Source organism: Pseudomonas sp. NGC7, from assembly GCF_047159675.1.
GTDB lineage: Bacteria > Pseudomonadota > Gammaproteobacteria > Pseudomonadales > Pseudomonadaceae > Aquipseudomonas > Aquipseudomonas kermanshahensis.
Genome location: NZ_BAAFZY010000001.1, coordinates 2,199,456 through 2,222,460, shown reverse-complemented (window position 1 = coordinate 2,222,460; position 23,005 = coordinate 2,199,456). Strand labels below are relative to the sequence as shown.

Here is a 23,005-nt window from a genome sequence, read left to right as displayed (position 1 = left end):
GGGCTGCTACTCGACGAGCTCGACGTAGCGGGATTCGCCACCCCCCGTCGCCCCCGACAACCAGCCCCAAACGAAGTGCAGCGTGGTGCGACCGGCTTGATCGAGCCCCACCGTACCGCGCGACCAGCCGGCCAGCATTTCACCTTCGGTGGTCAAACACTGAAAAAGAAGCTCGATCGTGTCGGGGCCTGTAACACGGCCTACCTGATTGCCAATCCGGATCCTGCCGCCCTGATAGTGGCTGTTTATGGCGTTTCCATCGACAACGTAATGAAAGACCGTGCCAGCACCGGAGAGCCCTTGTGCATTGTTCGCTACCGCGAATCGGCGATTGTGCAGGCGCTCGGCGACGGGTGAAAAAGCAGTGTCCATCAGTGTCGTGTCCTTCCAGTGAGAGTCCATTTTGGCCTACGCGCACCTTAAACCAGAACGCGCCTTATCGGGCATCTGCGCGACTGTTCCTCTGGGCTGGGCTGTCACGCAGAGAACAAACATCGCAAGCGAGCCCACAATCCTGTGGGAGCCGGCTTGCCGGCGATGCAGGCACCGCGGTGTAGGGCACCGGCTTTGCCGGTGATCGCCGGCAAGCCAGCTCCCACAGGTCCCTACTAAATCAATTAGTTATGTGTTGGATGAGAGCGGGATTGCCCCGCAAGCACCGGCGAAGCCGGTGCCATGCAATGCGGCGCCGGATGATCACTCAAGGCACACTCACCCCAACGCTCCGCTCGGCGTCTGCCAGTTGCTGTTTACGCAGGGTGGTCAGCCGGTGATCTCGCGCCAGCCAGGTGTAGATCGCCGGCAGCACGAACAAGGTGAACAGCGTGCCGATCAACATGCCGCAGACGATCACCACACCCAGCCCAAAGCGGCTGTTGGCCCCTGCGCCACTGGCAAATAACAGCGGTATCACACCGAAGGTCATCGCCGCCGTGGTCATCAACACCGGGCGCAGGCGAATTTGCGCGGCGCGCATAATGGCCGCCGCACGGTCAAGGTTGTCTCGCACCTGAATCTCGTTGGCGAACTCCACCATCAGGATGCCGTGCTTGCTGATCAGCCCGATCAGCGTGACCAAGCCAATCTGCGTGTAGATGTTCAACGTAGCCCAGCCCAGCGCCAGCGGCAGCAACGCGCCGCAGATCGACAACGGTACGGTCACCAAGATGATCAGCGGGTCCACAAGGCTTTCATACTGCGCGGCCAGCACCAGGTAGATCACCACCAAGGCAGCAAGAAAGGCCCACATCAGGGCAAAGCCTTCCTGCACATACTGGCGCGACTCCGATTGCCAATCATGGCTGAAACCGGGCGGCAGCTCGGCGGCAAGCTGCTGCAGAAATGCCACCGCCTTGCCCATCGAGACACCGGGCGCGGGGATGGCCTGCAGGGTGCTTGCGTTCTGCTGGTCGAATTGCAAAAGGCGGTTAGGCGCGACCTGCAGGTCCAGACGCACCACCGTGGACAACGGCACCAGGCTGCCATCTTCGGCCCGCACGTACTGGCGGTTCAGGGCCGACGGGGTCAGGCGCTGGTCCTGGATGCTTTGCGGGATCACGTCATAGGCGCGGCCGAACAGGGCAAAGCGGTTCAGGTACTGCTCGCCCACCAGCACGCCCAGCGACTCGCCGATGTCCTGCATGCTGATCCCCAGGCTGGCGGCCTTGGCGCGGTCGATGCTGACCTTGACTACCGGGTTGTTGTAGTCCAGATCGCTGTCCACCACGCTGAACAAACCGCTCTCGCGGGCGCGCTGCTTGAGCACTTCCATGGTCTGGTACAGCACCGGGTAATCCTGGGCACTGCGCAGCACCATCTGTACCGGCAAGCCACCACTGGAACCTGGCAACGACGCCACCTGGAAGGCGAAAATGCTGCTGCCCTCGATGTCCGCGACCGCCTGTTGCAGCTGCGCTTGGATTTGCGCGGCAGAGCGCTCGCGCTGCTGCCATGCACTGAGGTTGATGCCACCGAAGCTGGCCGCGGTCCCGTCGGTGCCGTTGATGATCCAGGTGTCGGTGGTTTCGGGAATCGATTTCATCACCTGGTCGAGTTTGCTGGCAAAACGCTCGACGTAGTCCAGGCTCCCGTGTTGCGGCGACTTGATTGCCGTCAGCACGGCCGCCTGGTCCTCCGGCGGTGCGAGCTCGCGCTGTGGCAACAGGTACAGCCAGGGCAGGCTCAGGCAAACCAGCAGGGCCACACCAGCACTGAGCCAGCGCCGTGCCAAGGTAAACGCCAAGGCCTGGGCATAGGCCGCTGTGAGCGCAGCGAACACCCTTTCGGCGAAATGGGCCATGGCCCCGCCCTGCTGGTCGGGTTTGAGCAGCAACGAACTCATCACCGGCGACAAGGTCAGTGCAACGACACCCGAAACGATCACCGCCCCCGCCAAGGTCAAGGCAAATTCACGGAACAACGTGCCGGTCAGCCCACCCATCAAGCCGATGGGCGCGTACACGGCGGCCAGGGTCAGGGTCATGGCGATCACCGGCCCGGCGATTTCGCGTGCACCGGCCAACGCCGCCGCCACCGGTGTTTGCCCTTCTTCGATGTGACGGTGCACGTTCTCCACCACCACGATGGCATCGTCCACCACCAGGCCGATGGCCAGCACCATCGCCAGCAAGGTCAACAGGTTGAGGCTGAAGCCGAACGCCAGCATCAACCCCGCTGCACCCAGCATCGATAACGGAATGGCCACCACCGCGATCGCCACGCTGCGCAGTGACCCCAGGCACAGCCAGATCACCAGCACGACGATCAGCATCGCTTCCACCAGCGTGCGCAACACTTCTTCGATCGAAGCCTCGATGAAACGCGCAGTCTCATAGGCCAGCGCCACCTTCACGCCGGGCGGGAGCGTTTGCTGGATCTGCGGCAACAATTCGCGAATGCCGTCGACGATGACCAGTGGGTTACCCGATGGCGTGGGGAACAACCCCAAGTGCACAGCGGGTTTGCCATCCAGGGTGGCACTGGTGCGGGTGGCCGCCGCGCTCAGTTCGACAGTGCCCACATCACGCAGGCGCACAAGGTCGGTGCCGTCGTTGCGGATGATCAGGTCACGGAAGTCCTCGACGCGGGTCAGGTCGGTGTCGACCTGGATATCGGCCAGCACGAACTGCCCGCGCACCTGCCCTGGGGTGGCCTGGTAATTATTGGCCCGCACCGCTTGTGCGACGTCGGCAGCCGTCACCCCGCGCCCGGCCATCTGCTCGCTGTCGAGCCACAGGCGCATGGCCAGGCTCTGCCCGCCGAACGTCTGCACCTTGGCCACGCCGTCGATCCCCGAAAGCAGCGGCTCAACCACCCGCGACAGGTAGTCACTGAGTTCTGGGATGGACAGGGTCTGGCTGGAGAAGCCGACATACGCCACCGCCGTGGAGTCACCTGCAGACAGCTCCACCACCGGGTCGTAGGCTTTCTCGGGCAAGCGGTAGCGCACTTGGTTGACCTTGGCCATGGTCTCGGCCAGCGCCTGGGTCGAGTCTCGGTTGAGCAGCATGCGCAGGGTAATCAGGCTGCGCCCCTGCAACGATGATGACGACATGAAGTCAACGCCCTCAACCGAAGAAACCGCCTGGCTGATCGGCTGGGTCACAAAGCCTTGCATGAGTTCGGCGGAGGCGCCGGGGTAGTCGGTACTGATGGTGATCGTCGCGCTCTCCAGCAAGGGGTACTGGCGCACCGGCAACTTGCCCAGGGCGAACAGCCCCATCAGCACGATCAGGCTGCTGACCACCAGCGCCAGCACGGGGCGACGCACGAAGGTATCGGTGAATTTCACGGTTGCTGTCCCCCGGCCACGTCCAGCAGGCTGTCTTCTGCGACCTGCTCGACCTGCATGCCATCACTCAATTTCAGCTGGCCGGAAACCACCACCCTGTCGCCCGGCGCGAGGCCCGAGGTGACTTCCACACGCCCCTGCCAGCGCTCACCGGTCGTTACCGGTACCCGGTTGACGCTGATGACGCCCTGCTGATCCTGCCTGGCAATGAACACCGTCTGCCCGTAGGCGGTGTAGGTGATCGCCGTTTCCGGCACGGCCAGCACCCTCGACGGCTGCGCGGCAGGCAGACGGACCCCGGCATACATGCCCGGCTGCAGCTGCCCGTCCAGGTTCGGCAGGGCAGCCTGCACCTGGACCAGGCGTGACTTGCTGACCAGCGGATCGACCGCCACTACCCGTGCCTGAAACGCCCGCCCGCGCACAGAATCGACGGTCAGTTCCAGCAGCTGCCCGACAGTCACTTCGGGGGCCGCCTGTTCGCTGAGGGAAAAATTGACGTGCAACTGGCGTGTATCCGTCAGGCTGGCAATCGCCTCGCCAGCGCCCAGGTACTGGCCCTGGTGAACACGGCGGATACCCACATTGCCTGCAAACGGTGCGCGTATGGCTTTTTGCGCGATCAGCGCTTCGACATGCTGCAGCTCACCCGCGGCCACATCCACCGCTGTGCTCGCGTTATCCAGCAGCTCTTGCGAAACGGCATTCAGCGCGCGCAACTTACTGGCCCGCTGCGCCGCGACCTGGGCATTGCGCAGCTTCGCCCGCAGTTGCACGCGCTGGGCCTGCTCGGGCGCATCGTTGAGCTGTACCAGCAACTGCCCGGCACGCACGGCCTGCCCCGACGCGAAGGCGATGTGGGTGATGCGCCCTGCCACCTCGGCCGCGACCTGCACCTGATTGACCGCCTCCAGCTCCCCCGATGCAAAACGTTGCCGCGCCAGGTCGACCGGCTCGGCAGTGGCCAGCGCAACTTTGGTGACCGGCCACGCCGCGGCCTGTTGGGCCGCTACCCTACTGCCCGTCAATGCGTAGGCGCCGACCAAGGCACCGACAGCGGCGACAGTCATGGCCAGTAACATCCTTTTGTTCATGCCTTGCTCCGATCAGCGGGGTGGTTGCAGGAAAGATCGGGCAGGACTATAAGAGCTCAACTTAACTTGAGGTCAACAGGTGTGACAGCCAAATCATCCACCCACAGCACGCGGCTGCTGACTGTCGGCGAAGTCGCCAAGCGCAGTGGCGTTGCGGTATCCGCCCTGCACTTCTACGAATCCAAGGGGCTGATCGCCGGCACGCGCACCGCCGGCAACCAGCGGCGTTACCCCGCGCTGGTGTTGCGCACCATTGCCATCATCAAGGTGGCGCAGCGCACGGGTATCCCCCTCGAGGTCATCAAGCGTGCCCTGGGCCGCTACCCGCCGAACAGCAAACTCACGGCAGCGCAGTGGGGCGAGATGTCATCGGCCTGGCGAGAAGACCTGAACGCACGCATCCGCACCTTGGAAGCGTTGCGCGACAGCCTGGACAACTGCATTGGCTGCGGCTGCCTGTCGCTGGAAGACTGCCCGCTGCGCAACCCCGAGGATGTGCTGGGCAAGGACGGTGCAGGGGCGAGGATTCTGGAAAAAGAGGCCACCGCCAAGCACGTGTAAGGGATACCTGCGCGGGTCGTCATGGGGTGAGCCATGGCGCGATGACACTTCGCTTGCATATGACACAAAGTGTCATTAAGATCGGCGTGTGTCCTCAAGCCAGCCACGGCAACCAGGACGTCATCGCCCTTATCCCGTGCAGGTACCCCACTGTGACCACGACCATGCAGACCCCCAAGGACCAGCTCGTCAAACGTGCCCAACAGCAAATGCTGACTGCGCTGGCCGACAACACCTACACCCCGCGACAGAAGCTCGCACTGACCTGCCGGATTCTGTTCGACGGCGGCCACGATTCGGGCCTGGCCGGGCAGATCACCGCACGCGCTGCAGAACCTGGCACCTATTACACGCAACAGCTTGGCCTGGGCTTCGACGAGATCTCGGCCTCCAACCTGCTGGTCGTGGACGAAGATCTGACGGTGCTGCAAGGCCAGGGCATGGCCAACCCCGCCAACCGCTTCCACAGCTGGCTGTACCGCGCACGCCCTGACGTCAACTGCATCATCCATACCCACCCGCTGCACAGCGCCGCCTTGTCGATGCTCGAAGTGCCGCTGGCCATCTCGCACATGGACCTCTGCCCGCTGTTCGACGATTGCGCCTTCCTCAAGGAATGGCCAGGCGTGCCGGTGGGCAACGAAGAAGGCGAGATCATCGCCAGTGCCATCGGCGACAAGCGGGCGATTCTGCTTTCCCACCATGGCCTGCTGATCGCCGGCCGCTCGATCGAAGAAGCCTGCGTGCTCGCCCTGCTGTTCGAACGTGCGGCGAGGATGCAGTTGCTGGCCATGGGCGCCGGTGAAATCCGCCCCATCCCCGAAGCACTTGGCAAAGAAGCCCATGACTGGATTTCCACGCCAAAACGCCATGGCGCCGCGTTCAGCTACTACGCGCGCCGGGCCTTGCGTGCCCATGGCGAATGCCTGGGCTGATTGCAACTGTCCCCCTTCCTGAACAACGGCAAAGGTGCCTGGTCATGTCTACACCTGTAATTCGCGGCGTCATCGGCTACACCATCACTCCCTTCGCGGCAGACGGCTCGGTCGATCTAGCCGCCCTGGGCACATCCATCGACAGCCTGATCCAGGCCGGCGTGCACGCCATCGCCCCGCTGGGCAGCACGGGCGAAGGTGCCTACCTGTCCGAGGCCGAGTGGGAAGCGGTGGTGCGCTACAGCCTCGAGAAAATCGCTGGCCGCGTACCCAGCGTGGTCAGTGTCTCTGACCTGACTACCGCACGTACCGTGCAGCGCGCCCGCCTGGCCCAGGCGTGCGGGGCCACGGCGGTGATGGTGCTGCCCATCTCCTACTGGAAGCTGACCGAGGCGGAGGTGGTCGACCACTACAAGGCGGTCGGCGCGGCAATCGACATCCCGATCATGCTGTACAACAACCCAGGCACCAGCGGCACCGACCTTTCGGTGGAGCTGATCCTGCGCATCCTCGGCGAGGTGGCCAATGTGACCATGGTCAAGGAAAGCACCGGCGACATTCAGCGCATGCACCGCCTGTACACCGCGACCGATGGCAAGGTGGCGTTCTACAACGGCTGCAACCCGCTCACCCTAGAAGCCCTGGTTGCCGGCGCCGCCGGCTGGTGCACCGCAGCGCCGAACCTGATCCCCGCGCTGAACCTGGCTTTGTGGGACGCCGTGCAGAAGGGCGAGCTGGCTGAGGCACGGGCACTGTTCTACCAACAGTACGCGTTGCTGGCGTACATCACCCAACGCGGCCTGCCCACCACCATCAAGGCCGGGCTGAAAATGCTTGGCCTGGACGTGGGGGCGCCGCGCCTGCCGCTGCAACCCCTGGATGCTGAAGGCAGTGCCTACCTGAAAGGGTTGCTGGTCTCAGCCCAGTGATTTAAAGGGGATTGTGGGAGCGGGCTTGCCCCGCGAACACCGGCGAAGCCGGTGCCATGCACCGCGTAGCCCCATTCGCGGGACAAGCCCGCTCCCAATATTCGATGTTATCTGTGGGAGCGCCTTGAATGCCGACCTTGTTCACTACACGGACTTTCATCAATCACATAAGCACGGAGGCCACTTGTGACAACACCTGCTCAACACCCATCGGCATCGCTTGGGCTGACCGACATCCTACACCCCGCCATCGCCGGGTTGGTTTCGGTCATCGTCAACTACGGCGGCACGTTCATCCTCGTGTTCCAGGCAGCCAAGGTCGCCGGGCTAAGCCCGGAGCTGACCTCGTCATGGGTCTGGGCGGTGTCGATCGGGGTAGGTATCACCGGGCTTGTCTTGTCCTGGTACAGCCGTGAACCCTTGATAACGGCCTGGTCCACCCCGGCTGCCGCGTTTCTGGTCACGGCACTGGCCAGCGTGCCCTATGCCGAGGCCATTGGCGCGTACCTGCTGTCCGCTGCCGGCTTCGTAGTGCTGGGCCTGACCGGGTACTTCGAAAGGCTGGTCCGGATCATCCCAGGCGGGGTCGCGGCAGGGCTGCTGGCCGGCATTCTTTTACCGTTCGGCATCGGCGCGTTTGGCGGCCTGTCGGTCGACCCGGTGCTGGCCGGGTTGCTCATCGTGGCGTACGCGGTGTTCAAACGCTTTACTGCCCGCTACGCGGTTGTAGGCATCCTCGTCCTTGGCCTTGCTTACCTGCTGATCCAGGGGCAGGCCGGCCTTTCGCAACTGACGCTGGAAATCGCGACACCGGTGTTCACTGCCCCGGCCTTTACCCTCAATGCGGCCCTCAGCGTCGCGCTGCCGTTGTTCCTGATCACCCTGACCGGGCAATACATGCCCGGCATGCTGGTACTGCGCAACGACGGCTTCAAGACCAGCGCCAACCCAATTGTCGCAGTCACCGGCCTGGGCTCCTTGCTCATGGCGCCGTTCGGCTCGCACGCGTTCAACCTCGCGGCCATCACCGCCGCCATCTGCACCGGCAAGGAAGCCCATGAAGACCCGGCCAAACGCTGGATCGCGGGGATCGCCGCAGGGGTCTGCTACATCCTTGTGGGGGTATTCGGCGTCACGCTTGCCAGCGTGTTCATGGCACTCCCAGCCACCTTCATCACCACCCTCGCCGGCCTCGCGCTGCTGGGTACCATTGGCACCAGCCTGGCCAGTGCGATGGCCGACGCGAAGTCACGCGAAGCCGCGCTGATCACCTTTCTTGCAGCCGCTGCCAACATCACCCTGTTGGGTATCGGCGGGGCCTTCTGGGGCTTGGTCATCGGCCTGCTGGCCTACGCAGTGCTGAACGGGCGCGCCCCTGGGTTCAAACGTACTCAGCCGTAATCACACCATCGGGTCTGCATGCTCCACCCGCCCCGCTTCGCCAGGCCGATTGACGAACAGCACGTCCAGCGTGCTGTTGCGCAGGCCCTTCACGGGGTTCCAGTGCGCCGAGGTGTGAATGTACTTGTCGCGCAGCAGGCGCTGCTCGTCCTCGGTCAGGCCGGCGTCGGGGCGTGAACCCAAGGCAAAGCCATGCAGCTTGCGGCTGATGTCCAGCAAGTCATCGGGCAGCCGATGGGCTTCATCGCCGCCCAGCTCGGCAAATGGCACCCCACCACGCACTGCCAACTCACGCATGATGCTCAGGTACACCCGGGAAAGATGGCCGGCCACGTCCCTCTCCCGATAGACCGCCGCATACACCTGCTTTTGCGCCTCGTCCGGCCTGCCGCCAGCAATCGGCTGCTCCCAGGTCAGCACCCGCGGCCGCGGTTCGCCCAACTCAGCAAACGCCGACGCCAGCAAGGCACTGGCCGCCGAGTAAGCGCGGGTGCATTCGGCTTTTGTGCGCACAGGCACCCGCTGCGACTGCGGTTTGCACAGCAGCACCTGCTCCTGCATGCACGGCAGGTAGCCCCCGCCAATGTTCGAGTGCACGCCCGGCACGACAATGTCACCCTCGCTGCGCACCAGCGGGAAGTTATGCCGGCGCTCGTCACCGGCCACCAATTGCACCACGTGCCGCGCAATGGCCTTGCCCAGGCCCAGGCGCAAGCCGCCGTGGCGAGCGTCAGCGGGGTCGAAGTCCCCCTGCAACGGCGCGACGATGGCCGCCACGGTGTCGAACAGGCCAATGAAGTTGATGCCCACAGCACACGAGGTGCCCAACAGGTTGCTCGCGTCATCACGCAGCACATTGGCCAGGTGCCTGGCGGCAGCGGCGCCACGACTGAAGCCGAACAGGTCGAGTTCGACCCGCGCGAGCCGCGATTGCGGATACGCCAGGCACCAGCCCCGCAACTGGTCGGCAATCATTGTCACGGCCTCGGCGACGCGCGCCTCGACGCCGGTACGCCCACGCCCGGTGGCCGAGGCAAAACTGGAATCCGCCGCCCCCGCGGTGGTGCCGATGCCCTCGACATACAACTTGAGAAAGGCCATCGTACCCGGCGCAGGGCTGCCTGGGGCTGGGTACAGCGCGTGCAGCAAGGCCACATTGCTCCAGGCATTGCCATAGCTGGTACCTGCCAGCGGCCCCGAAGCCTGGCCCGCCGCCGTGGCATTGCCCAGGTTGTTGCCGGTGCCATCAAAGAACACGCCAACGCGCAACGTCGTTGGCGCAGGGGTATCGAAGGTACTGCGGTGGGTTTGCATCATCCTGCGTCCTGCTTGCTCAAAGAGCATTAGCAAGCGCCAGGGCACAGCGGCCGACTATCAGCCGACGCCGAAGGTTGCGCAGGACTTGTCGACAAGCCCACGCCCGACGGCCTGGATAAATTTGCCAGCCGCCATTGGTCGCCACCCCCCCGGATAGATTAAAGTATCCCCCCCTTGCCGAGGCAGCTGTTCCCAGCGCGCCTGCGGCCCAATACCAGGAACCGTCGCCGATGGAACACCGTGAAGCGCTGATCGCGCTGCGCACCTTTCTTTCCACCCAGATCCTAGGCCAGGAAAAGCTGGTCGAGCGGCTGTTGATCGTGCTTCTGGCCGACGGCCATATGCTGGTCGAAGGTGCCCCCGGGCTGGCAAAGACCAAAGCCATCAAAGAACTCGCCGAAGGCATCGAGGCGCAGTTCCATCGCATCCAGTTCACCCCCGACCTGCTGCCGGCCGACATTACCGGCACCGAAATCTACCGCCCAGAAACCGGCAGCTTCGTGTTCCAGCAGGGGCCGATCTTCCATAACCTGGTGCTGGCCGACGAAATCAACCGCGCCCCGGCCAAAGTCCAGTCGGCGCTGCTCGAAGCCATGGCCGAGCGCCAGGTCAGCGTGGGCCGCAGCACGTACGACCTGTCACCGCTGTTCCTGGTTATGGCCACCCAGAACCCCATCGAGCAGGAGGGTACCTACCCGCTGCCCGAAGCCCAGCTCGACCGCTTCCTGATGCACGTAAAAATCGGCTTCCCCGACGCTGCGGTGGAACGGCGCATCCTGCTGCAGGCCCGCGGCGAGGCACTGGGCGGCGAGACCAAGCCCGAGCGCCGGGTCAGCCAGCAGGCCATTTTTGCCGCGCGCAAGGAAATCCTCGGCCTGTACATGGCCGATGCCGTGGAGGAATACCTGGTGCAACTGGTCATGGCCACGCGCACGCCGGCCAAGTTCGACGCCGAACTGGCCGACTGGATCGCCTACGGCGCCAGCCCGCGCGGCTCGATCTCGCTGGACCGCTGTGCGCGTGCGCACGCCTGGCTGGCCGGGCGCGACTTCGTCAGCCCCGAGGACATCCAGGCGGTGCTGTTCGATGTGCTGCGCCACCGCATCATCCTGTCGTTCGAGGCCGAGGCTGCGGGGATCGACCAGGACCGCGTGGTCCAGCGCATCCTCGACGTCGTCGCCGTTGCCTGACCCCATGCCCACCGCGCAGTTGGCCGAACCCGGCATCCGCATCGGCCTTGCCGAGCTGATCGACATGCGCCACCGCGTGCGCGAAATCCAGCTGTTTTCCCGGCCCGGCCAGCGCAGCCCGCTGGTGGGCCTGCACCACTCCAAGCTACGCGGGCGCGGCGTGGACTTCGACCAAGTGCGCGTGTACCAGGCTGGCGACGATGTGCGCAACATCGACTGGCGGGTCACCGCCCGCACCCAGGAGCCGCACACCAAGCTGTTCCATGAAGAACGCGAGCGGCCGATCTTTATCCTGGTCGAACAGAGCCAGCGGCTGTTCTTCGGCTCGGGGCTGATGTTCAAGTCGGTGCTGGCGGCCCAGGCTGCGGCCCTGTTCGGCTGGGCGGCACTGGGCCACAACGACCGCATCGGCGGGCTGGTGTTTGGCGACAACGAGCACCACGAAATCAAACCCCGGCGCAGCAAGCAAAGCCTGCTGCAGCTGCTTAACCGCCTGGCCAAGGTCAACCAGGCGCTGCACACCGAAGCCACGCCCCAGGCCGACAGCCTGGGCCTGGCCTTGCGCCGGGCGCGTGAGGTGCTGCGCCCTGGCAGCCTGGCGATCGTCATCTGCGACGAGCGCTCGCTGACCGACCAGGTCGAACAGCACCTGGCCATGCTTTCGCGCCACTGCGACCTGCTGCTGCTGCCGGTCTCCGACCCGCTCGACCATGCCCTGCCCGCAGCCGGCCTGTTGCGCTTCGCCCAGCGCAGCGCGCAACTGGAGCTCGACACCCTCGACGCCAGCTTGCGCCAGGCTTACCGCCAGCAGGCCGAGTCACGTATCGCCCGCTGGGAACTGATGGCACAGAAGCTGCGCGTGGTGCTGATGCCGCTGAGTACGCAAAGCGAGATGATCGAGCAACTGCGCGAATACCTGAACGCCCAGCGCCCGGGGAGCAGCAAATGACCCCGCTGGACCAGTTGCAACCGCTGATTGCCCCGCCGGCAGTCGGCCTGTGGCCACCGGCACCGGGTTGGTGGGTATTGCTGGCCTTGCTGCCGCTGCTTGCCTGGGGCCTGTGGCGCGTACGCCATTGGCGCCCCCGCAAACGCCGCATCGTGCGCGCCGAGCAACCGCTCGACCCGGTACGCGTGGCCGCCCTGGCCGAACTTGCCCAGCTGCCACGCCCGTATGACGGCGCCCCGGCCGGCGCCTGGCTGCAACAGATCAATGCCCTGCTCAAGCGCCTGTGCCGCAGCCACTACCCGGGCGCCAACAGCCATACCCTCAACGGCCGCCAGTGGCTGGCGTTTCTCGACAACCGCTGCCCGGCCGCCGGCCTCACGCGTTGGATGGTGCTGGTCGAAGGGGCCTACAAGCCTGAGTGCAAGCTCGACGACAAAGCCATCGTCGGGCTTAGCCAGGCCGTCGAAACCTGGATCCGCAAGCATGTTTGAACTGGCCTGGCCGTGGATGTTCGCCCTGCTGCCGCTGCCGTGGCTGGCTCGCCTGGTGTTGCCAGCCGCCGACAGTGGCGAGCCGGTGCTCAAAGTGGGCTTCCTGAACGAGCTGGAAGGCCTGGCCGGGCGCCGGGCACGGCTCAACCTGCCCACCTGGCGCCAGCAGGCGCCCTTTGTCATCATCTGGCTGTTGCTGCTGCTGGCCGCGGCCCGCCCGCAATGGCTCGGCGACCCGGTACCGGTGGCCGCCAGCGGCCGCGACCTGCTGGTAGCGGTGGACGTGTCCGGCTCCATGGACTTCCCCGACATGCAGTGGAAGAACGACGAAATCAGCCGCCTCGACCTGGTCAAGGCGCTGCTTGGCGACTTTCTTCAGGACCGCGAAGGCGACCGGGTTGGGCTGATCCTGTTTGGCAGCCAGGCCTACCTGCAGGCGCCGCTGACCTTCGACCGGCGTACCGTGCGTACCTTCCTTGACGAAGCGCAGATCGGCATCGCCGGCAAGAACACCGCCATCGGCGATGCCATCGGCCTTGCGGTCAAGCGCCTGCGCCAACGCCCGGCACAGAGCCGCGTGCTGGTGCTGGTCACCGACGGCGCCAACAACGGTGGGCAGATCCACCCACTGACCGCCGCCCGCCTGGCCGCCCAGGAAGGCGTGCGCATCTATACCATCGGCATCGGCGCCAACCCCGAGGCCAGCGGCACGCCCGGCCTGCTGGGCCTCAACCCGAGCCTGGACCTGGACGAAGCCTCGCTCAAGGAAATTGCCGAGCTGACCCACGGCGCCTACTTCCGCGCCCACGACGGCGCCGAACTGAACGCCATCGGCGACGCCCTCGACCAGTTGGAGCCAGTGGCCCAGCAGCCAACCCAGGCGCGCACCGCCAAGGCCTTGTACGCCTGGCCATTGGCCCTGGCACTGTTGCTCAGCGTGCTGCTGGTGGTGGCCGTGCAGTGGCCAGACAACCGCTTGCAGCGCCTGCTGCGCAAACCGCGCTTTCTGCAGCCGCACCCGGAATGGCGCCAGCGCCTCAAACGCCTGCGCCTGAGGAAACGGCGATGATCGACCTGTGGCCACAATGGTTGCGCCCGCTCTGGCTGTTGGTAGTGCCACTGCTCGGCTGGTTGCTGTTCAAGCTGTGGCACCGACGCAAACGCGCCGGGCGTTGGCAGATGATCCTGCCGCCCGCGTTCCACGCCGTGCTGCTCGGGGGCGGCAGCGGCAGCACCAGCAAACTGCCTTGGGTGGCGCTGGGCCTGGCGTGGACGCTGGTGGTGCTGGCCCTGCTCGGGCCCAGCTGGCAGCGTGTGGAAGAGAGCCGGCAGCGCCCTGCCGACCCGCTGGTCATCCTGCTCGAACTGACCCCACAGATGCTCGCCGAGGACAGCCCGCCCAACCGCCTGGAGCAGGCCAGGCGCAAGGTCCTCGACCTGCTCGAACGCCGCCACGACAGCCAGACCGCGCTGATCGTCTACGCAGGGTCCGCCCACACCCTGGTGCCACTGTCCGATGACCTGGGCACCACCCGGAACCTGCTGGAGGCGATCGACCCCTCGATCATGCCCAAACCCGGCCAGCGCGCCGATCTGGCCGTGCAAAAAGGCCTGGCGCTGCTGGCCCAGAGCGGCCTGGGGCAAGGGCGCCTGCTGCTGATCGGCTCCTCGCTCAGCGCAGCGGAGCGCGAAGGCATCACGCAGGCCCTCGGCCGCCAGGGCCCGAGCCTGCTGATGCTGGGCATCGGCAGCCGAGACGGGGCACCGGTGCGACAAGCCAATGGCGAATTTCTTAAAGACGACCAAGGCGGAATTCTGCTGCCGCGCCTGGACAGCGCCAGCCTCAAGGCATTTGTCAGCGGCACCGGCGGGCGCTACCGCAGTGCCCGGGTCGACGACCTCGACCTGCGCGGCCTGGGCCTGTTCGACACCCCGCGCACTGCACGCAGCGACGGCCAGACCCTGCAATTGGACAGCTGGGCAGACCAGGGTTACTGGCTGCTCATTCCGCTGTTACTGCTGGCGGCCTGCGCCGGTCGTCGCGGCTGGCTGTTCTGCCTGCCCCTGTTGCTGGCCTTGCCGCAGCCAAGCCAGGCCTTCGAGTTCAACGACCTGTGGCTGCGCCCCGACCAGCAGGGCCAGCGCCTGCTCCAACAGAACCGCCCGGCCAGCGCCGCACGCCATTTCCAAAATCCACAGTGGCGCGGCATGGCGCTGTACCAGGCCGGCGATTACGCCGGTGCCGCCCAGGCATTCTCCCAAGGCAACACGGCAGCGGACCACTACAATCGAGGCAATGCCCTGGCCCGCAGTGGCGAGCTGGAAGCCGCCCTGGATGCCTACGAGCAGGCCCTGGAGCGCCAACCCGACCTGCAACCGGCACTGGACAACCAGGCACTGGTCCAGCAGTTGCTGCAACAGCGCGAGGCCAAGGCCGAAGAACAACCCGCCAGCACCGAGGCCCAAGGCACACCCGGCAGCGAAACCGAAGGCAACAGCAGTTCGGCCAGCAGCCCGGCCCAGGGCACCCCTGGCAATGACGAACCCGCCAACGCCGAAGAACCCGGCGAAGGCAGCAACAACAGCCAGGCCACACCCGGCAACCAGGGGGGCGCCGACGACAACGTCACCGTGCCCCCCCAACGCCCGGTGTCGACCAACCTCGACGCCGAACAGCGTCAGGCCCTTGAACAATGGCTACGGGAGATCCCCGACAACCCGGCGGAGCTGCTGCGGCGCAAATTCTGGTATGAACAGCAATTGCATCAGGACAATCCACGATGAGTCGCTTCGGCGTCTTTCTGCTCGGTGTCTCATGGGCCTTGATGGCCCAGGCCGAGCCCATGCTGCAAGCCAGCGTCGACCGTACCCGCCTGGAGGCCGGCGAAAGCCTGGAACTGACCCTCGAAAGCCAGGACGTGACCCAGTTTGGCAAACCCGACCTGCGTGCCCTTGAGGGCGACTTCGAAGTGCGTGGCACACGTCAGCTGAACAGCCTGCACACGCTCGATGGCGAGACCCGCGCCAGCACCCGCTGGATCATCACCCTGCTGCCACGGCGCAGCGGCAGCCTGCGCATCCCGGAGCTGCAACTGGGCCAGTCGCGCAGCCAGGCCATCGACCTGCAAGTGCTGCAAGCCGATGCCAGCCGCCAGGAAAGCGCCTCCCAGGTGTTCATTGAGGCGACCCTGGACAGCAACGAGGTCTATGTTCAGGCCCAGGCCGTGCTGACCTTGCGCATCTACCATTCGGTGGCGCTGTATGACGACAGCAGCCTCAGCCCACTGCAGCTGGAAAACGCCAAGGTCGAGCCACTGGGCGAGTCGCGCACCTACGAGAAAGAAATCAACGGCGTGCGTCACGGGGTGATCGAAACCCGCTACGCCGTCTACCCGCAGCAAAGTGGCAGCCTCGAAGTGCCGGCGCTGACCTTCACCGCCACCGCGGCTGCCAGCGCCGACAACGAACAATCTGCCACGGCCGCCCCGCGTGCCGGCCGCCAGATCCAGGTCAGCTCGCTGCCCCTGCGCCTGGACGTGCGCCCAATTCCAGCGGCCTGGCCGGCCGGTGCGCCCTGGCTGCCGGCACGCAGCCTGACCCTTGAAGAACACTGGAACCCCGACCCGGGCAGCCAGCAGACGCAGATCGGTGATTCGCTCACCCGCAACATCACCTTGCGCGCCGACGGCTTGTCCAGCACCCAGCTGCCACCGCTGCCGGCCACCGAAATCACCGGCCTGCGCCGCTACCCCGACCAGCCGCTGCTGCGCAACGAAATCAACGAGCGCGGCATGACCGCCAACCGCGAAGAGCGCGAAGCGCTGGTGCCGACCCACAGCGGCGAACTGGCCTTGCCAGCGCTGGAGGTGGCCTGGTGGAACACCCGCGAAGACCACCTGGAGCACACCAGCCTGCCAGCGCGCACCCTGAGCGTGCAGGACAACCCGGCCCTGAGCGCCGACACGCCGGTCGGCGACACCCGTGCGGGCAATAGCCTGTTGTGGCCGTGGCAGCTGGCGACGCTGGTGTTTGCCCTGACCACATTGCTGGGCTTCGCCTTGTGGTGGCGGGCCCGTTCACAACCCGCGGTACTGCGCGCCGCGCAACAAGGCCCAAGCCCCCGCACGCTGCTGGACGACCTCAAGCGCGCCTGCCAGGCCAACGACCCGCAGACCACACGCCAAGCGCTGGACGCCTGGGCGCGGCAGCAGCCGGAGACCCTGGCGGAGATGGCTGCGCGGTTCGTGCCGTTGTCCGATGCGCTGGATGGGTTGAACGGGGCGTTGTACAGCGAGAGTGGGCAGTATTGGCAGGGTGAGGATTTGTGGCGCGCGATCGGGACGATTCCGCCGGCTGAGCAGGTGTTGCTGCCGTCGGGGGAGACCGGGAGCTTGCCGCCGTTGTATCCGAAATGAGGGGTGGGGTTGGGGTGCATGCCATGGGTATTTTTAGCGCCTATCAGATCGAGCGCCGCCCGCGCGGCGCATCGCGAGCAACGCTCGCTCCTACGTTTGTTTTTGGCCAATAACGCCTGTGACAGGCGCGCGCGACCGCCTTGTTTGATCGACGCGATATCGCGCCATGCGCCAAAGCGGTCGCGCGCATTTGCCCCAGGAATAACTGGCCCGAAACAAACGTAGGAGCGAGCGTTGCTCGCGATGCGCCGCGCGGGCGGCGCTCGATCTCATAGGCACTGCAAAACTCAAGACATGCGCCCCACACGCAATCCGCCAACATCCCCCCAGCCATGCCCCCTACCCCCACCATTGAGTTACCATACCCCCCTGCGCAACGCCCATCATCCAAGCCAAGCCCCCGCTTGCTCGACTCGACACCAACAGGTCATCCATGCGTCTGTTTCATACCTCCGACTGGCACCTGGGCCAAAGCCTGCACGGCCAGGAACGCGACTTCGAACACGCCTGCTTCCTCGACTGGCTGCTCGGCCAGCTGCACCTGCGCCAGCCGGATGCGCTGCTGATCGCTGGCGACATCTTCGACACGGTCAACCCACCGGTCAAAGCCCAAGAGCGCCTCTACGACTTCATCGTCCAAGCCCATGAGCAACAGCCCAAGCTGGACATCGTGATGATCGCCGGCAACCACGACTCCGGCTCACGCATCGAACTGCCCGCCGCGCTCATGCGCCGCCTGCGCACCCACGCCTTGGGCCGTGTGCACTGGCTCGATGAAGGCCAGCTGGATGCCGAGCGCCTGCTGATCCCGCTGACCAACGCCCGCGGCAAGGTCAGCGCCTGGTGCCTGGCCCTGCCCTTCCTGCGCCCGGCAGAAGTGACCGGCCCGCAGTTGGGTGACGATTACCTGCACGGCATCACCCAGGTGCACCAGCAACTGATTGCCGCTGCCCAGCAAAAGCGCAAGAAGGACCAGGCGCTGGTCGCCATCAGCCATGCCCACATGGCCGGGGGTGCGGTGTCCGAGGACTCTGAGCGCAGCCTGATCATCGGCAATGCCGAAGCCCTGCCGGCCAAGCTGTTCGACAAGGCCATCAGCTATGTCGCCCTGGGCCACCTGCACAAGCCGCAGAAGGTCAATCGCGAAGCGCGCATTCGCTACAGCGGCTCGCCGATCCCGCTGTCGTTTGCCGAAATCAACTACCCGCACCAGGTGCTGGAGGTGGAGCTGGACGGCGCCGAGCTGGTCAGTGTCGAGCCGCGCCTGGTGCCCCGCGCCGTGGCCCTGCAACGCATTGGCCCGGCGCCGCTCGGCGAGTTGCTGGTACAGCTGGCTGAGCTGCCGGTGATCGACTTGCTCGAAGACCCCAATCGTCAGCCCTGGCTCGAAGTGCGCGTGGTGCTGGACGAACCGCAACCCGACCTGCGTCAGCAAGTCGAGGGGGCGCTGCAAGGCAAGGCCGTGCGGCTGATCCGCATCAGCGCCGAATACGCCGGGCGCACGAGTGCCGAGGACGACGACCAGGCCTTCGTCGAACTGTCCCAGATGACCCCGCAGGACCTGTTCAGCCGCGCCTGGGAACAGGCCTACGGCAACCCCGCCGATGAGCAGGCCCTGGCCGATTTCGCCCTGCTCTTGCAGGACGTCCAGTTGGAAGAGGAACAGCCATGAAGATTCTCGCCATCCGCCTGAAGAACCTGGCATCCCTGGCCGGCCCAATCGACATCGACTTCACCGCCGAGCCCCTGGCCAGCGCCGGCCTGTTCGCCATCACCGGGCCAACCGGCGCCGGCAAGAGCACGCTGCTCGATGCCCTGTGCCTGGCGCTGTTCGGCACCGTGCCGCGGCTCAACGACATCGGCCGCGAAGCCAAGGTACCGGACGCCGACGGCGAGATCCCGACCTCGGACCCGCGCAACCTGGTGCGCCGCGGCACGGGCAGCGGCTTTGCCGAAGTCGACTTCGTCGGCATCGATGGCCGTCGCTACCGTGCCCGCTGGGAAGCCAACCGCGCCCGCGACAAGGCCAATGGCAAGCTGCAACACAGCCGCCAGAGCTTCTATGACCTGGACAGCGAGCAGGTGCTTGCCAGCGGCAAGAACGAATACAAGCAACTGGTCGAAGCACGCCTGGGCCTGAACTTCGAGCAGTTCACCCGCGCAGTGATGCTGGCCCAGAGCGAGTTCGGTGCGTTCCTCAAGGCCGACGACAAGGAACGCAGCGAGCTGCTGGAAAAGCTCACCAACACGGCGATCTACACCCGCCTTGGCCAACGCGCCTTCAGCAAGGCCCGCGAGGCCGGTGAAACGCACAACGCCCTGAAAGACCGTGCCAGCCACCTGCTGCCGCTGCTGGCCGAAGCCCGCGCCGAGCTCGACCAACGCCTGGAGCAGGCGCAGCAGCAATTCAAGGCCGACCAGGCGCGCGAGCGCCAGTTGGAGCAACAGCGTGGCTGGCTCAATGAGCAGCGCCTGCTGCAGGTACAGCAGGCCGAAGCCCATGCAACCCTGCAGGCCGCCGAACAGGCCTGGCAGCAGCTGGCCGAACAGCGCCTGGACCTGCAACGCCTGGAGCGCCTGGCGCCACAGCGCCACCAGTTCCACCGGCAGCAGGCCTTGGCCGCGCAACGCGCGCCACTGGCCAGCGAGCTCGACGCACAACAGCGCCAGCAAAGCGACCTGCAAAACCACACCGGCGAACTGGAGCAGGCCCTCGAATCAGCCCGCCAGGCGCTGAGCCAGGCCCAGGCCAGCCAAGGCGAAAACGCCCCACGCTTGCGCCAGGCGTTCGCCGAGCAAGACACCCTCACCCGCCTGGAACAGGAACTGGTCAAGGCGCGCGAAACCGGCCAGCAGGCCGACCTGGCCGCGGCCGAGCTGCAGCAACAATTGCAGCAGCTGGCCGAGCACCAGCAGCGCGGCCAGCAGCAACTGGCTCACATTGAAGCAGCCCTGGCTGACAGTGCGCCCCTGGCCGCCCTGACCAACGCCTGGCAGGCCTATCGCCCGCAGCTGCAACAGTTGCTGCAAATCGGCAACCGCCTGAACCAGGGCCGTGAAGAGCTGCCCGGCCTGCAGGCCCAAGCCAGCCAGGCCAATGCGCAACTGCAGGAACAGCGCGACGCCCTCGACGTGTTGTTCCGCGAAGCCGCAGCAGAGCCTCAGGCCCTGGCCGAGCAGCTCGACCTGCTGGGTGGCATGCTGCAAGAAAACCGCAAGCAACAACGCGCCGTGGAAGAACTGTCGCGCCTGCACGCCCGCGAACAGGAGCTGCAACAGGGTATTCAGTCGCTGCGCGAACGCCAGCAACAGGCCATGCAGCAACGCCAGCAACTGATTGGCGAAGGCACTGCCGCCAAGGCCGAGCTGGAAGCCGCCGAGCAGGCGCTGGCACTGACCCGGCAACTGCTGGAACGCCAGCGCCTGGCACGCAACACCAGCGTCGAAGAACTGCGTGCGCAGTTGCACGATGGCGAACCGTGCCCGGTTTGCGGCAGCGCCGAACACCCCTTCCACCAGCCTGAAGCGCTGCTGCAGAGCCTTGGCCGGCACGACCAGGCCGAAGAAGCCACGGCCCTGGCCCAGGTTGAGCAATTCAACACCCGCCTGATCGAACTGCGCACCCAGGTGGGTGTGGTCAACGGCCAGATCAAGGAATACCAGCACCAACAGGCACAACTGAACGAGCAATTGCAGCCATTGGCCGGCCAACTCGCCGCCCATGCCTTGTGGCCCGCCCTCAGCGCCCATGAAGGCAAGGCCCGCAGTGGTTGGCTGGACAGCCAGTTGCAGCGCCTCGACCAAGAGATCGCCCGGGACGAAAAACGCCAGGCCACCCTGCTGACCCTGCAACGCGATGCCGCCCGCCTGAACCAGCAGTTGCAGGCTGCCAGCGAAGCCCAACAGCAGGCCCAGCGCCGCCTGGACCAACAGCATCAAGCCCTGGCTGCCGACCAAGAGCGCCTCGAACAGGCCCTGGCTGATTTCGCCACCCTGCTGCCAGCGCCTGTGTTGCAGGCACTGCACGATGAGCCAGCGCACGCCTTCCTCAGCCTTGACCAGCAGATCGCCCAGCGCCAGCAACAGCTGGACCAGCAAAAGGACGAACTGCAGGAACAACAGCAACGCCAGCAACAGCTGGAGCGCCTGCACGATCAGCAACACACCCGCGTGCAGCGCCAGCAAGACCTGCAGCAGCAGATCAACGGGCTGGCCGAGCAGATGGAAAAAGCCCGCGCCGCATTGGCCGAGTTGCTGGGTGACCACCCGCGCGCCGAAGACTGGCAGCGCCATCTGGAACAGCAGGTGGAGCAGGCCCGCACAAGCGAAGCCGAAACGGCCGAGCGCCTGCAACACGCCCGCACCCAAGCCCTGCAACTGGCCGGCGAACTCAAGGCCAACATCGCCCGCCAACAGGCGCTCGAACAGGAGCACCAGCAGTTGCAGGGGGAAATCGCCCAATGGCGCGCTGAACACCCCGAGCTGGACGACAGTGGCCTGGACCGCTTGCTGGCCATGGACGACGCGCAAATGGCCGAACTGCGCCAGCACCTGCAGGCGGCGGAAAAGGCTATCGAACAAGGCCGCGTGCTGTTGCAGGAGCGTGAACAACGGCTGCAGCAACATGCCGCGCAAGCCAGTGTCGAAGCCACGGCCGAAGACCTGGAGCAGTCGCTGCTTGAGCTACGCGAAGTGCTGGCCAACCATGAACAGCAGTGCGCCGAGCTGCGCGCCGCCCAGGCCGAAGACCAGCGCCGTCAACAGGCGTACCAGGCCCTGGCCACGGAAATCGAGCACGCCCATCAGCAGTGGCAGCGCTGGGCGCGGCTCAATGCGCTGATCGGCTCGGCCTCTGGCGATGTGTTCCGCAAGATCGCCCAGGGTTACAACCTCGACCTGCTGCTGCACCATGCCAACAGCCAATTGCGCCAGCTGGCGCGTCGTTACCGCCTGAAACGTGGCGGCAGCGCCCTCGGCCTGCTGGTGCTGGACACCGAAATGGGCGACGAGCTGCGCTCGGTGCATTCGCTGTCGGGCGGTGAAACCTTCCTGGTCTCGCTGGCCCTGGCCCTTGGGCTGGCGTCGATGGCGTCGAGCACCTTGCGCATCGAATCGCTGTTCATCGACGAAGGCTTCGGCAGCCTCGACCCTGAGTCACTGCAACTGGCTATGGATGCCCTCGACGGCCTGCAGGCGCAAGGCCGCAAGGTGGCGGTGATCTCCCACGTGCAAGAGATGCATGAGCGGATCCCGGTGCAGATCCAGGTACGCCGCCAGGGCAACGGCCTGAGTGACGTCGAGGTGTGCGGGTGATCCTCTACTCGTTCCGCCGCTGCCCTTGGGCCATGCGCGCGCCTGGCCTTGCGCTACGCCGGGTGCGAGGTGCAGATCGAAGAAGTGGCGATGAAGCACGCCCGCCGCGCTGCTGGCCTTGTCGCCCAAGGGCACGGTGCCGGTGCTGGACACCGGGGCGGGTGTGCTGGAAGAAAGCCTGGACATCATGCGCTGGGCACTGCAACACAACGACCCGCAAGACTGGCAGCTACTGGCCGACCCTGCGGCGGCGCAACAGGCCGAGGCGCTGATCGCCCGAAACGACAGCACGTTCAAGGCGCAGGTGAACCTGTACAAGTACGCCGAGCGCTACCCCGAACATACCCGCGAGCACTACCGCCAGCAGGCCGAAGCCTGGCTGGCGGAGCTCGAGGGTTTGCTCGAAGGGCGTGCTTACCTGCTGGCCGATCACCCGAGCCTTGCCGATGCCGCCTTGCTGCCCCTGATGCGCCAGTTTGCCGGGGTCGAACCGCAGTGGTTCGCCGAGGCGGCTTATCCGCGTGTGCGGAGCTGGCTGGAGGGCTGGCTGGGGTCGGATCTGTTCAAGGCAGTGATGGCGCGATAGCTATCAGACTTGGCGCGAAACCTGTGCGGGCGAA

The 23,005-nt window shown here is 65.7% G+C and carries 16 protein-coding genes and 1 pseudogene; 13 read left to right on the top strand and 4 right to left on the bottom strand.

The window, feature by feature from the left end; genetic code table 11:
• Positions 1 to 6 precede the first annotated feature (6 nt).
• From ACMCNM_RS10185 to ACMCNM_RS10175, 3 genes are all read right to left on the bottom strand, one after another.
• Entirely contained in the window at positions 7 to 372 is a 366-nt protein-coding gene (locus tag ACMCNM_RS10185; RefSeq protein WP_412764291.1) for a hypothetical protein, read from the bottom strand.
• A gap of 328 nt (positions 373 to 700) precedes the next feature.
• Complete coding sequence (locus ACMCNM_RS10180) at positions 701 to 3,790, bottom strand: MexW/MexI family multidrug efflux RND transporter permease subunit (RefSeq protein WP_412764290.1); 3,090 nt, start codon at positions 3,788 to 3,790, stop codon at positions 701 to 703.
• On the bottom strand, positions 3,787 to 4,884 hold the full coding sequence (locus ACMCNM_RS10175; RefSeq protein WP_412764289.1) for an efflux RND transporter periplasmic adaptor subunit: 1,098 nt from the start codon (positions 4,882 to 4,884) through the stop codon (positions 3,787 to 3,789). Before ACMCNM_RS10175 ends, ACMCNM_RS10180 begins: the two co-directional genes overlap by 4 nt.
• 114 nt (positions 4,885 to 4,998) lie before the next feature.
• Between ACMCNM_RS10175 and soxR the strand changes: the two genes are divergently transcribed.
• From soxR to ACMCNM_RS10155, 4 genes are all read left to right on the top strand, one after another.
• Positions 4,999 to 5,445, top strand: a complete 447-nt coding sequence (gene soxR / locus ACMCNM_RS10170; protein ID WP_099430951.1) for a redox-sensitive transcriptional activator SoxR — start codon at positions 4,999 to 5,001, stop codon at positions 5,443 to 5,445.
• A 164-nt stretch (positions 5,446 to 5,609) separates the two neighbouring features.
• Positions 5,610 to 6,380 (top strand): aldolase, encoded by a 771-nt coding sequence (locus ACMCNM_RS10165; RefSeq protein WP_189662755.1) that lies wholly within the window; start codon positions 5,610 to 5,612, stop codon positions 6,378 to 6,380.
• Positions 6,381 to 6,424: 44 nt separating this feature from the next.
• Positions 6,425 to 7,309 carry a dihydrodipicolinate synthase family protein gene (locus ACMCNM_RS10160; protein WP_186683313.1) on the top strand — a complete coding sequence of 295 codons (885 nt, stop codon included), beginning with the start codon at positions 6,425 to 6,427 and terminating at the stop codon, positions 7,307 to 7,309.
• 186 nt (positions 7,310 to 7,495) lie between these two features.
• Complete coding sequence (locus ACMCNM_RS10155; protein WP_338109078.1) at positions 7,496 to 8,710, top strand: benzoate/H(+) symporter BenE family transporter; 1,215 nt, start codon at positions 7,496 to 7,498, stop codon at positions 8,708 to 8,710.
• On the opposite strand, the gene ACMCNM_RS10150 is transcribed toward ACMCNM_RS10155, so the two are convergent.
• Entirely contained in the window at positions 8,711 to 10,027 is a 1,317-nt protein-coding gene (locus ACMCNM_RS10150) for a DUF2235 domain-containing protein (RefSeq protein WP_412764288.1), read from the bottom strand. It abuts the gene before it with no gap.
• 230 nt (positions 10,028 to 10,257) lie between these two features.
• Here ACMCNM_RS10150 and ACMCNM_RS10145 point away from each other — a divergent pair, with 230 nt between their 5' ends.
• From ACMCNM_RS10145 to ACMCNM_RS10105, 9 genes and pseudogenes are all read left to right on the top strand, one after another.
• Positions 10,258 to 11,217: an AAA family ATPase gene (locus ACMCNM_RS10145; protein WP_027596692.1), complete on the top strand. Its 960-nt coding sequence runs from the start codon at positions 10,258 to 10,260 to the stop codon at positions 11,215 to 11,217.
• A 4-nt stretch (positions 11,218 to 11,221) separates the two neighbouring features.
• The gene (locus ACMCNM_RS10140; RefSeq protein WP_186683325.1) at positions 11,222 to 12,166 is read left to right on the top strand and encodes a DUF58 domain-containing protein; all 945 of its coding nucleotides are present in this window, start codon (positions 11,222 to 11,224) and stop codon (positions 12,164 to 12,166) included.
• Positions 12,163 to 12,657, top strand: coding sequence for a DUF4381 domain-containing protein (locus ACMCNM_RS10135; RefSeq protein ID WP_027596694.1), 495 nt, complete (start codon positions 12,163 to 12,165; stop codon positions 12,655 to 12,657). Before ACMCNM_RS10140 ends, ACMCNM_RS10135 begins: the two co-directional genes overlap by 4 nt.
• Positions 12,650 to 13,726, top strand: coding sequence for a vWA domain-containing protein (locus tag ACMCNM_RS10130; RefSeq protein ID WP_027596695.1), 1,077 nt, complete (start codon positions 12,650 to 12,652; stop codon positions 13,724 to 13,726). The genes ACMCNM_RS10135 and ACMCNM_RS10130 overlap by 8 nt, the downstream gene beginning before the upstream one ends.
• Positions 13,723 to 15,441, top strand: coding sequence for a tetratricopeptide repeat protein (locus ACMCNM_RS10125; protein WP_412764287.1), 1,719 nt, complete (start codon positions 13,723 to 13,725; stop codon positions 15,439 to 15,441). Before ACMCNM_RS10130 ends, ACMCNM_RS10125 begins: the two co-directional genes overlap by 4 nt.
• Positions 15,438 to 17,072 carry a BatD family protein gene (locus ACMCNM_RS10120; protein ID WP_027596697.1) on the top strand — a complete coding sequence of 545 codons (1,635 nt, stop codon included), beginning with the start codon at positions 15,438 to 15,440 and terminating at the stop codon, positions 17,070 to 17,072. The genes ACMCNM_RS10125 and ACMCNM_RS10120 overlap by 4 nt, the downstream gene beginning before the upstream one ends.
• Positions 17,073 to 17,505: 433 nt before the next feature.
• Positions 17,506 to 18,744, top strand: a complete 1,239-nt coding sequence (locus ACMCNM_RS10115; RefSeq protein ID WP_412764286.1) for an exonuclease SbcCD subunit D C-terminal domain-containing protein — start codon at positions 17,506 to 17,508, stop codon at positions 18,742 to 18,744.
• Positions 18,741 to 22,385 carry an AAA family ATPase gene (locus ACMCNM_RS10110; protein ID WP_412764285.1) on the top strand — a complete coding sequence of 1,215 codons (3,645 nt, stop codon included), beginning with the start codon at positions 18,741 to 18,743 and terminating at the stop codon, positions 22,383 to 22,385. Before ACMCNM_RS10115 ends, ACMCNM_RS10110 begins: the two co-directional genes overlap by 4 nt.
• Positions 22,382 to 22,971 (top strand): annotated as a pseudogene (locus ACMCNM_RS10105) (glutathione S-transferase). The gene ACMCNM_RS10110 and the pseudogene ACMCNM_RS10105 overlap by 4 nt, the downstream one beginning before the upstream one ends.
• Positions 22,972 to 23,005 lie beyond the last annotated feature (34 nt).

What these genes read in the sequence shown, in the direction of transcription:
- ACMCNM_RS10160 (WP_186683313.1), top strand. Translation starts at nt 6,425, where the DNA reads ATGTCTACACCTGTAATTCGCGGCGTCATCGGCTACACCATCACTCCC.
- ACMCNM_RS10110 (WP_412764285.1), top strand. Translation starts at nt 18,741, where the DNA reads ATGAAGATTCTCGCCATCCGCCTGAAGAACCTGGCATCCCTGGCCGGC.
- ACMCNM_RS10140 (WP_186683325.1), top strand. Translation starts at nt 11,222, where the DNA reads ATGCCCACCGCGCAGTTGGCCGAACCCGGCATCCGCATCGGCCTTGCC.
- ACMCNM_RS10175 (WP_412764289.1), bottom strand. Translation starts at nt 4,884, where the DNA reads ATGAACAAAAGGATGTTACTGGCCATGACTGTCGCCGCTGTCGGTGCC.
- ACMCNM_RS10135 (WP_027596694.1), top strand. Translation starts at nt 12,163, where the DNA reads ATGACCCCGCTGGACCAGTTGCAACCGCTGATTGCCCCGCCGGCAGTC.
- ACMCNM_RS10125 (WP_412764287.1), top strand. Translation starts at nt 13,723, where the DNA reads ATGATCGACCTGTGGCCACAATGGTTGCGCCCGCTCTGGCTGTTGGTA.
- ACMCNM_RS10185 (WP_412764291.1), bottom strand. Translation starts at nt 372, where the DNA reads ATGGACACTGCTTTTTCACCCGTCGCCGAGCGCCTGCACAATCGCCGA.
- ACMCNM_RS10145 (WP_027596692.1), top strand. Translation starts at nt 10,258, where the DNA reads ATGGAACACCGTGAAGCGCTGATCGCGCTGCGCACCTTTCTTTCCACC.
- ACMCNM_RS10120 (WP_027596697.1), top strand. Translation starts at nt 15,438, where the DNA reads ATGAGTCGCTTCGGCGTCTTTCTGCTCGGTGTCTCATGGGCCTTGATG.
- ACMCNM_RS10115 (WP_412764286.1), top strand. Translation starts at nt 17,506, where the DNA reads ATGCGTCTGTTTCATACCTCCGACTGGCACCTGGGCCAAAGCCTGCAC.
- ACMCNM_RS10150 (WP_412764288.1), bottom strand. Translation starts at nt 10,027, where the DNA reads ATGATGCAAACCCACCGCAGTACCTTCGATACCCCTGCGCCAACGACG.
- ACMCNM_RS10130 (WP_027596695.1), top strand. Translation starts at nt 12,650, where the DNA reads ATGTTTGAACTGGCCTGGCCGTGGATGTTCGCCCTGCTGCCGCTGCCG.
- ACMCNM_RS10165 (WP_189662755.1), top strand. Translation starts at nt 5,610, where the DNA reads ATGCAGACCCCCAAGGACCAGCTCGTCAAACGTGCCCAACAGCAAATG.